General features: G+C 50.8%; 13 protein-coding genes. 12 read left to right on the top strand and 1 reads right to left on the bottom strand.

The genetic code is table 11. The features are described 5' to 3' along the window. Window positions 1–15: 15 nt before the first annotated feature. A complete protein-coding gene (gene pspF, locus ABNT34_RS14370) occupies window positions 16–1,113 on the bottom strand; it encodes a phage shock protein operon transcriptional activator (RefSeq protein WP_348732789.1) in 1,098 nt (365 codons plus the stop codon). Between the two features lie 184 nt (window positions 1,114–1,297). On the opposite strand from pspF, the gene pspA reads away from it, so the two are divergent. The 12 genes from pspA to ABNT34_RS14310 all read left to right on the top strand — a co-directional run bounded on the left by pspA (window position 1,298) and on the right by ABNT34_RS14310 (window position 12,928). Beyond that, a complete protein-coding gene (gene pspA / locus ABNT34_RS14365; protein WP_348732787.1) occupies window positions 1,298–1,966 on the top strand; it encodes a phage shock protein PspA in 669 nt (222 codons plus the stop codon). Between the two features lie 25 nt (window positions 1,967–1,991). Further along, window positions 1,992–2,231, top strand: coding sequence for a phage shock protein B (pspB, locus tag ABNT34_RS14360; RefSeq protein WP_348732785.1), 240 nt, complete (start codon window positions 1,992–1,994; stop codon window positions 2,229–2,231). Beyond that, entirely contained in the window at window positions 2,221–2,631 is a 411-nt protein-coding gene (pspC, locus tag ABNT34_RS14355) for an envelope stress response membrane protein PspC (protein WP_348732783.1), read from the top strand. The genes pspB and pspC overlap by 11 nt, the downstream gene beginning before the upstream one ends. A 44-nt stretch (window positions 2,632–2,675) precedes the next feature. Then, entirely contained in the window at window positions 2,676–4,043 is a 1,368-nt protein-coding gene (locus ABNT34_RS14350; protein WP_348732781.1) for a YcjX family protein, read from the top strand. Then, the gene (locus tag ABNT34_RS14345; protein ID WP_348732779.1) at window positions 4,040–5,044 is read left to right on the top strand and encodes a TIGR01620 family protein; all 1,005 of its coding nucleotides are present in this window, start codon (window positions 4,040–4,042) and stop codon (window positions 5,042–5,044) included. Before ABNT34_RS14350 ends, ABNT34_RS14345 begins: the two co-directional genes overlap by 4 nt. Window positions 5,045–5,176: 132 nt before the next feature. Beyond that, window positions 5,177–6,376: a methionine gamma-lyase gene (megL, locus tag ABNT34_RS14340; protein ID WP_348732777.1), complete on the top strand. Its 1,200-nt coding sequence runs from the start codon at window positions 5,177–5,179 to the stop codon at window positions 6,374–6,376. A 172-nt stretch (window positions 6,377–6,548) separates the two neighbouring features. After that, window positions 6,549–7,340 (top strand): phenylalanine 4-monooxygenase, encoded by a 792-nt coding sequence (gene phhA, locus ABNT34_RS14335; RefSeq protein ID WP_348732775.1) that lies wholly within the window; start codon window positions 6,549–6,551, stop codon window positions 7,338–7,340. Between the two features lie 53 nt (window positions 7,341–7,393). After that, the gene (locus ABNT34_RS14330) at window positions 7,394–7,732 is read left to right on the top strand and encodes a 4a-hydroxytetrahydrobiopterin dehydratase (RefSeq protein WP_348732774.1); all 339 of its coding nucleotides are present in this window, start codon (window positions 7,394–7,396) and stop codon (window positions 7,730–7,732) included. A 158-nt stretch (window positions 7,733–7,890) separates the two neighbouring features. Further along, entirely contained in the window at window positions 7,891–9,453 is a 1,563-nt protein-coding gene (gene tyrR / locus ABNT34_RS14325) for a transcriptional regulator TyrR (RefSeq protein WP_348732772.1), read from the top strand. 219 nt (window positions 9,454–9,672) lie between these two features. Beyond that, window positions 9,673–10,746: a 4-hydroxyphenylpyruvate dioxygenase gene (gene hppD, locus ABNT34_RS14320; RefSeq protein WP_348732770.1), complete on the top strand. Its 1,074-nt coding sequence runs from the start codon at window positions 9,673–9,675 to the stop codon at window positions 10,744–10,746. Next, complete coding sequence (locus ABNT34_RS14315) at window positions 10,739–11,884, top strand: homogentisate 1,2-dioxygenase (RefSeq protein ID WP_348732768.1); 1,146 nt, start codon at window positions 10,739–10,741, stop codon at window positions 11,882–11,884. Before hppD ends, ABNT34_RS14315 begins: the two co-directional genes overlap by 8 nt. Before the next feature lie 21 nt (window positions 11,885–11,905). Then, the gene (locus ABNT34_RS14310; RefSeq protein WP_348732766.1) at window positions 11,906–12,928 is read left to right on the top strand and encodes a fumarylacetoacetate hydrolase family protein; all 1,023 of its coding nucleotides are present in this window, start codon (window positions 11,906–11,908) and stop codon (window positions 12,926–12,928) included. Window positions 12,929–12,974: the final 46 nt, after the last annotated feature.

The raw sequence follows: 12,974 nt of genomic DNA, 5'->3' as shown, positions 1-12,974 counted from the left end.
GGCAATAGGGAAAATTCATTGTTGGCTATCTAACAGTTTGTATTTTTTCATATATCCACGTAGTTGATGATACGTCAGATTCAGCGCATCCGCAGTCTTTTTCTGGTTATATTGACAAGCGGCGAGGGCTTGTTTAATCAGGGTCACTTCATAATGTTCCGACAGCAATTTAAAATCCTGCACCTGACCGAAATCAAATTGCAGGGCAGAACCAGCAGTTGATAAAGGGGTTACTGTCGCAGTGGCTGGCTGTACCTGCGCAGCAGGCATCGATTGAGGCACTGGCACTGCAGTTTGACGGTCTAAGGTGCGCACTCGGGCCTGTGGCCGAAACGGCGATGCAAAGGGATCAAACAAAATATCGTGCACCGGCACATAAGGATTATTGGTGCGATAAACACTGCGTTCCACCACGTTTTTCAGTTCACGGACGTTACCCGGCCAATCGTAATCCAGTAACTGACGCTTAGCCTTTTCACTGAATCCGCTGAATAACTCAAAATTCAGTTCCCGCGCCATGTTAATGGCAAAGTGTTCTGCCAGCTGTAAGATGTCTTCGCGCCGCTCGCGCATCGGCGGCAGGGTGATGACGTCAAACGCCAACCGGTCTAATAAATCCGCGCGGAACTCGCCGCGCTCTGCCATACCGGGTAAATCTTCGTTAGTGGCGCAGACCAGCCGCACATCGACTTTAATAGGCCGGCTACCGCCGACGCGTTCGAATTCACCATATTCAATGACCCGCAGCAGTTTTTCTTGCACCAGGCCTGGCGTATTGGCCAGCTCATCAAGAAACAACGTGCCGAAATTGGCCCGTTCAAAGCGGCCTTCATGGCGTTTGCTGGCACCGGTAAAAGCGCCGGCTTCATGGCCAAACAGTTCACTTTCCAGCAAATTTTCATTTAACGAGGCGCAGTTTAATGTCAGGTAAGTCTGGTCCCAACGCTGTGACAGATAATGCAAACGTGCGGCAATCAGTTCTTTACCAGTGCCGCGCTCACCAATAATTAACACTGGCTTATTCAGCGGCGCTATTTGTGACACCTGATCCAAAACGTTGAGAAAACTGTTAGATTGGCCAATCAGATTGTCCTGTTGGAAAGCTCTTGCCATATCGCTGCCATTTAGTGGTTAAATTTGCTAATTAGTAGTCTATTTGAAAGTTGATGTTGGCAACAGCCTTTACTGAAAATAAAATAAAATCTTTAAAAACAGTTGGTTATGATTATTTTGCGAGTTGGCAAGCTTCCTGAATAAGGATATATGACTCAATCAGACACCAAACGAGGTAAACATCATGGGTATTTTCTCTCGCTTCTCAGACATCGTGAATTCAAACATCAATGCTTTGTTAGACAAAGCAGAAGATCCGGAAAAAATGGTCCGCCTGATTATTCAGGAAATGGAAGATACATTAGTCGAAGTGCGCTCTTCCTCGGCAAAAACAATTGCTGAGAAAAAAGAATTACAACGCGTCGTCAGCCGTCTGGAAGAAGATGTGGCCGACTGGCAAAGCAAAGCCGAACTGGCGCTGAGCAAAGACCGTGATGACTTAGCGCGCTCTGCTTTAATTGAAAAGCAAAAAGCGGCCGACCAGGCGGTTGCAGTTAACGCAGATATCGCAAATTTAGATACGCATATCAGTAAGTTACAAGACGAAGTTGCGCAGCTGCAAGAAAAACTGGCCGATGCCAAAGCCCGGCAAAAAACCATGCTGATGCGTCAGAAGACTGTCGCATCGCGGCTGGAAGTGAAAAAATCACTGGACAGCACCCGTTTAAACGACGCGATGTACAAATTTGAACGCTACGAGCAAAAGATCGACAATCTGGAAGCACAGGTCGAATCTTACGACTTAGGTAAAAAGACTTTGCGCGACGAATTTGCTGAATTAGCCGCCCAGGACAAAATTGATTCTGAACTGGCAGCCTTAAAAGCAAAAATGAACAACGAGAACAACGCCTGATTATCAGGCGTTTCTGGAGCCTAAGATGGAAGTTACCGAAGCTTTTGCCATACCGTTGATTATCTTCATGATATTCGTGGCGCCAATCTGGATCATCATGCATTACCGCAGTAAACGCAAAATATCCGAAGGCCTGTCCGAACATGAACTGGCGCAGTTAAACGATTTATCCGCGAAGGCGGAGCGGATGGCCGACCGGATCAAAACTCTGGAAGCCATTCTGGACGCCGACGCGCCAAACTGGAGGCGCAAACATGAACAGTAAACGCCGTGAGCTGTTGCGGGATGACCGCAACGGCAAAATCGCCGGGGTCTGTGCCGGCATCGCCGATTACTTCGGCTGGGAATTGTGGTTAGTACGGGTGGTTGTATTAGCTTCAGTGTTGTTGGGCTTCGGTGGTTTTTTACCGGTGCTGTACTTAGTTGGCTGGATTGTGCTGGAGAAAAAGTCCGTTGCAGAAAGTCGCAGTGGCACTGTGACTAAACCAGTGGCTGATCGTCCGGTAGAAGTTAAAACCCGGGTTTGGCAACGTGGCGAAGCCCCACCACGGGCCTTAAATCATCTGAAACAACAATTTGATGCGATTGAATACCGGTTGCGGGATATGGAATCTTATGTCACTTCGAGTAAATTCCAGTTACATCGCGAGTTTAACAAACTCTGATCCCAACCTGAACTTTGTTGTCAACCAGCGGAAGCTTTGCTCTGATGAATTTTCAACTGCCAGACAAAGCCCGGATCCTCGGGCAACGTCTGGCGAATCAACATCTCCGTCTTGGGATTACCGGTATCAGTGGTGCAGGTAAAACCGCATTCCTGACCAGTTTAATCCGGCAACTGACGCAGGCACCGTCCAGCCAGTTACCTTTTTTTCAGGTGATGCAACAACAGCGTTATTTGGGCGGTCAACCTGTCCGCAATGCCGTAGCAGCCAGAGCGCGTTTTCCATTCGAACTGAATCTGCAGCAGCTCCAACAAGGCCAATGGCCTGCCTCCACCACGGCGCTCAGCCAAATTACACTGGAGCTGCGTTACAAACCTCAGCATCCGCTAAAGCAAAAACTGCTGGACTGGCAAACACTGACGTTGGAAATTACCGACTATCCGGGCGAATGGCTGCTGGATTTACCGATGTTGCAGTTAGACTACCCGCGGTGGTGTCAGCAAGTCTGGGCTCTATTGGACTCTGAACCTGTGCGTGATCTCGCAGCACAGTTCCGTCAAGAGCTGGCCCAGACTGAATTAACCGCAGATCCGTTAGTGTTACAGCAGCTGACTGACAGCTATCAACAGCTTTTACTAGAAATCAAACGGCGGCAGCTGGCAGTGATGTTGCAACCGGGGCGTTTACTACGACCGGCAGAACTGCAGGGGGCGCCGCTATTGCAGTTGTTCCCGCTCTTGCCGGAACAGCTAGCAAATTCAAGTGCACTGAAAGAGCAACTACAGCGCCATTTTCAGGACTATCAGCAAAAAGTGGTGTTGCCATTTTACCGCGATTATTTTGCCGGGCTGGACCGTCAGGTCATTATGGCCGACTGTCTGGGCGCGCTGAACCGGGGGCATCAGGCACTGACGCAGTTACAACAGGCGCTGATGCTGATCATGCAGCATTTCTCTTATGGCCCGGAAAGCTGGTGGCGGCGCCTATTTAAACCACGTATTGATAAAGTGTTGTTTGTCGCGTCCAAGGCGGACTTGCTGACGCCGGACCAGCATCGCAACTTGTTATTGTTGCTGCAGCAAATGTTGCAACAGCCTCTATACCAGCAGCGGTATCAGCAATGCGAAACTGAGGCTCTTGCTGTCGCAGCCGTAGTTAGTGCCGAGTTTGGTCAGGTACAGACTGCAGACGGCCAAACGCCTTGTTTACGCGGGCATCTGGCATCAACCGGCGAGTTACAAACCTGGTATCCGGGTGAGGTGCCGCTGTCGATGCCTTCACCGCAGCTATTCGCTCATCACCAATTTGCCTTTCCTGAATTTTTGCCATTAGTTGGGCCAACACCCGTCTATCCGCGGCAACTGCGGATGGATCAGGTGTTGCAGTTTTTGCTCGGAGATCATTTGCGATGAACGAACTGAAAACCGCACAGCAGTTTACCAATGACGATTTTGTCAGGTTGCAGGGCAATGCCGGCGCGTCGCTGAAAGAGGCAGTACAGCTGAGCGACAGTGACTTTGTCGCAGCGAAGGAATCGCAAAATCCAACCGAGCCTGCCGTTCATCAGATAGGGGAGAACAAAGTATCTATCTGGCTAGGCACTGGCCTCGCGTTAGTGCTGGTCCTCGGCGGCATACAGTGGGCAGAATTCGTACAGCAGAGCCTCAGCCAAAGCTGGCTGCAGGGCGGGGCAGCTGTGGCGTTAACCGGGTTTGGTTTCGCTGCCGTTGGCAAATTGCTGTGGAGTGCCTGGCGCGGTAGACGTCAGCGCCGGATTAGACAACAGTGGCGTGAAGAAGCCCTCTCGATGCAACAAAGTCTGCAATATGGCCAGGCCACACCGCTTTGCCAGCGTATTCTCGCTGCCTTACCACAGGTCGACCGCAGTGCGTTTTTGGCGCAGCATAATTTGCAGTTTTCTGACACAGAAACCCTAAAACTTTTTGATTTGCTCGTGTTACAACCCTTAGATCAGCAAGCTGCGCTGCGGATTAGTGCTGCAGCAAAACAAGCCGGGATGGCCGTCGCGGTCAGTCCTTTTGCTTTAGCCGACATGCTGTTAGTGAGCTGGCGGGCCTGGCGTCTGATAGAAGAACTCTCAGCAGTTTACGGGGTAAAGCTTGGTGCTGTTGCCAGGCTTGGCCTATTGAAACAATTTGCCAACTTACTGTTTTGGACTGGCGCTACTGAACTTGCCATTGATATCGGTGGCGATTTTCTCGGGGTGGAACTGAGCAGCAAGTTATCAGCCCGCGCCGGACAGGGTGTATTAGCTGGTCTGATGCTGGCGCGGCTTGGGCGTTATGTACAGCAACAACTGCGGCCATTGCCGTTACTACCTGCGGAAAAACCAGTACAACCGCTGCTGCAGTCGTTGATCCAACAGTTATTGCAGCGGCCACCTGCACAATAATATTTACAATCGTCGCGTTCTGCCCAAATGTCATCTCGGATTAAACAGACAGACAGATGTCTGCATGCCTTGTCCGGCTTATAACTTCTTTGCTTAAGTTAATTAAAAGATCATCTAAGCAGTCAGGTAGTTATGAGCAGTAACAGTACACACGCAGAAACCTTATGTATTCACGCCGGTAAAACCTACGACACCCAGTTTGGCAGCCTGGCCACGCCATTGTTTCAAACCTCCACTTTTGTGTTCGACAGTGCCGAGCAGGGCGCCGCCCGTTTTGCCGGCGAAGCCGAAGGTTTTATTTATACCCGGCTTGGCAATCCGACCACGCGCGAGCTGGAGTTAAAAGTAGCAGCACTGGAAGGCACGGCGGATGGTGCTGCTACTGCCACCGGCATGGGCGCTGTCGCTGCGGCCACGCTGGCTTTTTTACAGCAGGGCGACCATCTCATCGCCAGCAAAGCCATCTATGGCTGTAGCTTTGCGCTGTTTAATCACCAGTTTGCCCGCTATGGCATCGAAGTCAGTTTTGTTGATATGACGGACCATGCAGCGGTTGAAGCCGCGCGCCGGCCTAATACCAAAATGCTGTTTGCCGAAACTCCGATTAACCCGAATCTGGTGGTGCTGGATCTGGAATTTCTCGGCCGGTTTTGCCGCCAGCACGGTATCAAATCGGTGATTGATAACACTTTCCTGACGCCTTTGTTGCAGCAGCCCGCCTTGTTTGGCATCGATATTGTCATTCACAGCGCGACGAAATACCTCAACGGCCATGGTGATGTCGTCGCCGGCATTATTTTGTCCGATGCCGACACTATTAAAACCATCAAGCTCACGACGCTGAAGGATATGGGCGCAACTATCAGCCCGCACGATGCCTGGTTGATTATCCGTGGCCTGAAAACCTTGTCAGTGCGGATGGAACGCCATTGTCAAAACGCACAAAAAGTTGCCGAATATCTGCAGGCGCATCCGGCGGTGGCGACTGTGTATTACCCGGGGTTGCCATCGCATCCGGGGCATCGTTTTCTCGGCACTCAGATGAAAGGCGCGGGTGGGGTGTTGGCGTTTGAACTCAAGGGCAGCCTGGATGACGGCCGCTATTTTATTAATCAATGTGCGCTGTTAAGCCTTGCTGTCAGTCTCGGCGATGCCGAATCATTGATCCAGCATCCGGCGTCAATGACTCATAGTCCCTATACGGCAGAAGAGCGGCGTGCCGCCGGGATCAGCGATGGTCTGATTCGTATTTCGGTCGGGCTTGAACATGTCGATGACATCATTGCGGACATCCAGCAAGCTTTAGTAAAGATGCAGTTACAGCAAAAATAATGTTTAAAATCAGTTGAGTAACCTTGGTGGTAGTTGCTGTGTATAAAAAAATGCACAGTTGCAACGCCACCAGTTTCATCAGGCGGGTTAACAGCTTTCACTCAATCCACTAGGATGCCTGCCATTCAGCCAGCCCAACCGAGGCAGGCACACAGAATCAACAGGTAGTAACATGACGACTTACGTATCCCGCCAGTCGGACGCAAATGGCATCATTGCCTGGTCTGACGAAGAAAACCAGATTTGGGCTGATTTAATCCAGCGTCAGCTGAGCTGCATCAAAGGCAAAGCTTGCGACGAGTATCTCGAAGGGTTAGAGCGGCTGAATCTGCCGACTGACCGCGTCCCACAACTCCACGAAGTCAACGCCGTGCTGGAAGCCACTACCGGCTGGCGCTGCGCCGAAGTCCCAGCCTTGATTAGCTTTGACCGGTTTTTTGAATTGCTGGCCAATAAACAATTTCCGGTCGCCACTTTTATCCGCAGCCGCGAAGAATTTGATTACCTGCAGGAACCAGACGTGTTCCACGAAATTTTTGGTCATTGCGCCATGCTGACCAATCCGGATTTCGCGGAATTTACTCATATCTATGGCAAATTAGGCCTCTCTGCCAGCAAAGAAGATCGGGTGTATCTGGCGCGTTTATACTGGTTTACTATCGAATTTGGTTTGCTGGACAGCAAAGACGGCCTGCGGATTTACGGCGGCGGTATTTTGTCGTCACCGGGCGAAACCCAATACGCCATGCATTCTGATATCCCGGAGCGTAAAGTGCTCGACGTGGTCGATGTGTTCCGCACGCCTTATCGCATCGACATTATGCAGCCGATTTATTTCCGTATTCAGAGCATCCATCAGCTGTTTGAAATCGCACAGCAAGACCTGATGGCATTGGTGCAGCAAGCCAAAGCGTTGGGCTTACATGCCGCCAGATTTGCGCCGAAACAGAAAAAAGCCAGTTAACTTTAGTAAATTTAACATCAGCACAATTAACTCCAGCAATATTGAGAAGAAAGATGACCGAATTAGCCGTACAAAAATGTGAAGCCTGCCGCGCCGATGCGCCGCGTGTCTCAGACGACGAACTGCCGGTGCTGATGCGCCAAATTCCTGATTGGACGCCGGTGGTGCGCGACGGTATTTTGCAACTGGAGCGTGAGTACAAGTTCAAAAACTTCAAACTGGCCTGGGCTTTCCACCAGAAAGTTGCCGAGATGGCCGAAGCTGAAGGTCACCATCCGGCCTTGTTGCTGGAGTGGGGCAAGCTGACTGTGACCTGGTGGTCACACTCGATTAAAGGCTTACATAAAAACGACTTTATCTGCGCCGCTAAAACCGACGCCCTGCTCAGCTAACTGAGCACTGCTGAAAAAGCTGCTACGGCAGCTTTTTTTGTCGCTAAAAAACCGCCAATCCTAAGCTCTCGTTCACAATAGTTTACAAAAGAGCTGGTCTGTAGCGCGCGCAATGCCGTATGATGCAACGAGAGTCATCTAGTTGGGTTGTTATTCGCATGCGCTTAGAAATCCATTGTCAGGACCGTGTCGGTATCGCCCAGGAAGTACTGAACATCCTGGTGCACTATCAGATTGACCTGCGCGGCATCGAAGTTGATCCGGAATTAGGCCGGATGTTTGTCGCTTTTCCCAGCGTCGATTTTGAAAAATTCCAGGAATTGATGGCGAAAATACGCCGCATCCCTGGTGTTGAAGACGTCAAAACTACGGCTTTTATGCCGTCAGAACGTGAACACAATGAGCTGTTTACGCTGCTGAAAACCTTACCGGATGGCGTTATCGCCATCGACACTAAAGCCAATGTCACGGTAATTAACGAAGCCGCGCTTGATGCGCTCACGCTGCAGCGTGACGAAGTGGCGGGTTTACCTATTACGCCGCTGGTAAAAGGTTTTAATTTCCAGCGCTGGCTCGAAAGTGATGATGTACTGGCGCAAACCCGCAAAATTGAAATTCACGGCAAAAAATTTATCGCTGACATTTTGCCGGTGATGGTGCCGGCAGAGGCCGGTCATGAAATTCTGGCCGGTGCTGTCATTACCTTAAAATCAGAAAGCCGGCTCGGTGAGCAGATGGTTGCGTTTAAAAAGGGCGATCAGGAAAGCTTTAACTCGATTCAGGCCAGCAGCAATCTGATGCGCAAAGTGGTGCGTGAAGCGAAAAAAATGGCCCAGCTTGATGCACCGATTTTAATTACCGGTGAAACCGGTACTGGCAAAGAGCTGTTGGCACGAGCCTGCCACAGCGCCAGCAGCAGAGCGGGCAAACCTTTTCTGGCTGTTAATTGCGCCGCATTGCCGGACAACGTCGCCGAATCAGAATTATTTGGTTATGGCCCCAATGCCTTTCCCGGCACCACCGAAGGCAAAAAAGGCATTTTTGAGCAAGCCAACCGCGGTACTGTGTTTTTAGATGAAATCGGTGAGATGTCCCGCGAGATCCAGACTAAACTGCTGCGTTTTCTGCAGGACGGCAGTTTCCGCCGCGTCGCTGATGAAAATGAAGTTCGGGTGGACGTGCGGGTGATTTGCACCACGCAAAAAGACTTACCGGGAATGGTACAAGAAGGCCGCTTCCGCGAAGATTTGTACTATCGGCTGAACGTGCTGACGCTGATGTTACCGCCGCTGCGTGACCGCAAGCAGGACATCGTGCCGTTAGCCGAACATTTTATGGCGCGTTTATCAGCCCGGCTTGGTCGCAAACCGCCCAAGCTGACTGAAAGCTGTGCGGCTTTTATTCAGACTTATCCCTGGCCTGGTAATGTGCGCCAGCTGGAAAATGCGCTGTACCGTGCTGTGACCTTACTCGAAGGTGCTGAACTGGATAAAGATCAGCTGCAACTGCCGAGTTACACCAATGATTTTGGTTATTTAGAAAAAGACTTTGACGGTACGCTGGACGAGGCGGTCAAACGCTTTGAAGCCGGCTTATTGCGAAAACTGTTCCCGGCTTACCCAAGTTCACGTCAACTGGCGAAAAAACTCGGTTTAAGTCATACCGCTGTGGCCAACAAACTGCGCGAATATGGCATCAACCGTAAGAGCGTAAAAATTTAAATACGCTTTGTGCGCTTGCCGTTACTTAAAACAGGCCGTTTTCCGTCGAAAACGGCCTGTTTTGTCTATTTAACACAAAAATCAGCATTTCGTACGCGAAACGATACAAAACGGGGCTTTTCAGCTGTTAGCAGTATGTAAGCAACCAGACTTTCTTTTTCCGTGTCAAACGGCAAGATAACGACATTCCCCCTCGTATTTTTGTTACCGGAGTTTGTTATGTTTGATCCAATCAACCCGCTGGGTACCGATGGTTTTGAGTTTGTTGAATACACGGCCGCAGATGCCAATGGCATCCGTCAGTTAAAAGAGCTGTTCCAGTCACTGGGTTTTTCTGAAGTCGCGCAGCACCGCTCAAAACAAGCCTGGTTATACAAACAAGGTGATATCAATTTCATCGTCAATGGCGAACCGAATTCACAGGCCGAAGAGTTTGCCCGGGTACATGGCCCAAGCGTTTGTGCCATGGCGTTTCGCGTCAAAGACGCTGCGGCTGCACTGAAACACGCACTGGCCAATGGTGCCAAAGAATATAAAAACCAAATCGGCCCGATGGAATTAAATATCCCGGCCGTGTACGGCATCGGTTCCAGCCTGCTGTATTTTGTTGACCGTTATGGTCAAAGCTCAGTTTATGACATTGATTTTAAATTCTATGACAACTGGCAAACTCAGATGGCTGCGCATGGCGTTGGCCTGGAAGTGCTGGACCATCTGACCCACAACGTCAAACGCGGCAATATGAACGTCTGGGCTGGTTTCTACGAGAAGATCGGTAACTTCCGCGAGATCCGTTATTTTGACATCGAAGGCAAACTGACCGGTCTGGTATCACGCGCCATGACAGCGCCTTGTGGCAAAATCCGTATTCCTATCAATGAATCTTCCGATGACAAATCACAAATCGAAGAATTTATCCGCGAATACAAAGGCGAGGGCATCCAGCACATCGCGTTGACCACAGAAAATATCTACGAAACAGTACGCACCCTGCGTAGTCGCGGCATGGACTTTATGCCAACGCCGGACACCTACTACAACAAGGTGAACAGCCGGGTTGAAGGCCATACCGAAGATTTGGACGCGCTGCGTGAACTGCGTATTCTGATTGACGGTGCGCCGGAAAAAGACGGTATCCTGCTGCAGATTTTCACCAAGACCGTGATTGGTCCGGTGTTCTTTGAAATCATTCAACGCAAAGGCAATGAAGGCTTTGGCGAAGGCAATTTCAAAGCTTTGTTTGAATCTATTGAAGAAGACCAAATCCGCCGTGGGGTGTTAGCCGATGCGTAAATGGGCACAGTTTCCGTTAAAAGAAGGCGACATTTCGCGCCAGGCCCATGCCGATTTTCCGGAGCAGGCGATTTATGAGCGCGAAACCGGCCGCAGTGGTTTTTTTGGTCCAGCCAGCCATTTCCATCATACCCATGCCCCAACCGGCTGGACCAGCTGGGAAGGCTCTTTAAAGCCACGGTTGTTTAATTTCAATGAAATTGGCGCCGACAAAGCGCAGTCGCCTTGGGCGGTGCCAAATCTGCTGCATAACGCGCATTGTAAAATGCGCACCTGGCGCTTAGAGCAGTCGATGGACTTTCTGGTGCGCAATGCTGACGGCGATGAACTGCTGTTTATTCATGAAGGTAGCGCCGAACTTTATTGCGATTATGGCCATTTGAGTTTGCGCGACGGTGATTATGTGGTGATCCCACGTTCGACCAGCTGGCGTCTGGAAATCAGCGCGCCAGTGTTTGTGCTGCTGATTGAAGCGACCAACGATTCTTACCAGTTGCCGGAAAAAGGCCTGGTTGGCAACCATGCGATTTTCGACCCGGCGATGCTCGATACGCCAAAAATCGACGCTGCTTTTAAAGCGCAGTACAGCGAAAAAGCAACCCAGGTGCAGGTGAAGCGGCACGGGCAGGTGTCGGTGATCACCTTCCCGTACAACCCGCTGGATGCTATCGGCTGGCACGGCGATTTAGCCGCGATGCGCATCAACTGGCGTGATATCCGGCCGCTGATGAGCCACCGTTATCATTTGCCACCTTCGGCGCATACCACTTTTGTTGCCAGCCGTTTTGTTGTTTGTACCTTTGTGCCCCGGCCGATTGAAAGCGACCCGGGTGCGTTAAAAGTGCCGTTTTACCACAACAACGACGACTATGATGAAGTGCTGTTTTACCACGCCGGTGATTTCTTCAGCCGCGACAATATCGAACGTGGCATGGTGACTTTCCACCCGGCAGGCTTTACCCATGGCCCGCATCCAAAAGCCTTTCAGGCCGGCCGCGAGTATCGCAAGAAATTTACCGACGAAGTTGCGGTGATGCTCGATACCCGTGATGCACTGGAAATGGGGCCGGCGGCTTTAGCTACTGAGAATCCGGAATACGTCAACAGCTGGAAAACCAAACCGGCTGAGCAGCAGTAACAGTTTGACAGGACACAGAAAATGAAATTAGCCAGTCTGAAAAATCAAAGCCGCGACGGCCAGTTAGTAGTGGTAAGCCGCGACCTGAGCAAGGCGGTGGCAGTGCCACACATTGCCGCAACTATGCAATATGCGCTGGACCATTGGTCTGTTATTGCGCCTGCACTTACTGAAGTGTATCTGGGTCTGAATCACGGCACTGTGCAGGGCGAATTTGCCTTTGACCAAAACGCTTGTGAGTCGCCATTACCACGCGCTTATCAATGGGCCGATGGCAGTGCCTATGTTAATCACGTCGAATTAGTGCGCCGGGCGCGCAATTCAGAAATGCCACCTAGTTTTTGGACTGATCCGCTGATGTATCAGGGCGGTTCTGATGATTTTATCGGTCCACGCGACAACATCGATGTGGTCAGTGAAGATTACGGCATTGATTTTGAGGGTGAAGTTGCCGTCATTACCGGTGATGTGGCGATGGCATCAACACCAGAGCAAGCGCGCAGGCAAATTCGGCTGGTGATGCTGGTCAACGATGTGTCGTTACGTGGCCTCATCCCCAATGAACTGGCGAAAGGCTTTGGTTTCTTTCAGTCCAAGCCTGCGTCGGCGTTCAGCCCGGTGGCGGTGACGCCGGAAGAGCTTGGTAGCCACTGGCAGGAAGCAAAACTGCATTTACCACTGGTGTCGCATTTAAATGGCAAGCTGTTTGGCAAACCGAATGCAGGCGTCGATATGACTTTTGATTTTGGCCAGTTGGTCGCACACGCGGCGAAAACCCGCAACCTGGGCGCCGGCGCTATCATTGGTTCCGGTACAGTGTCGAATAAACAAGGCACAGATTACGGCACGTCTATTGACGAGGGCGGCCTTGGTTATTCCTGTATCGCTGAAGTGCGGATGATTGAAACCATTCGCGACGGCGCGCCAAAAACCTCGTTTATGCAGTTTGGCGACCGCATCCGCATTGAAGTGCTGGACGAGCAGGGCCTAAGTATTTTTGGTGCTATTGACCAGCAGGTGGTGCAATATTTGCCGCGTGATTAATGTTTTGATTAAGTGAAAAAGCCGGCACCTGCCGGCTTTTTGCCAG

Origin of the sequence: Rheinheimera texasensis (genome assembly GCF_964031785.1) — a bacterium.
Lineage (GTDB): Bacteria > Pseudomonadota > Gammaproteobacteria > Enterobacterales > Alteromonadaceae > Pararheinheimera > Pararheinheimera texasensis_A.
This window is presented reverse-complemented; position numbering and strand designations above follow the sequence as displayed.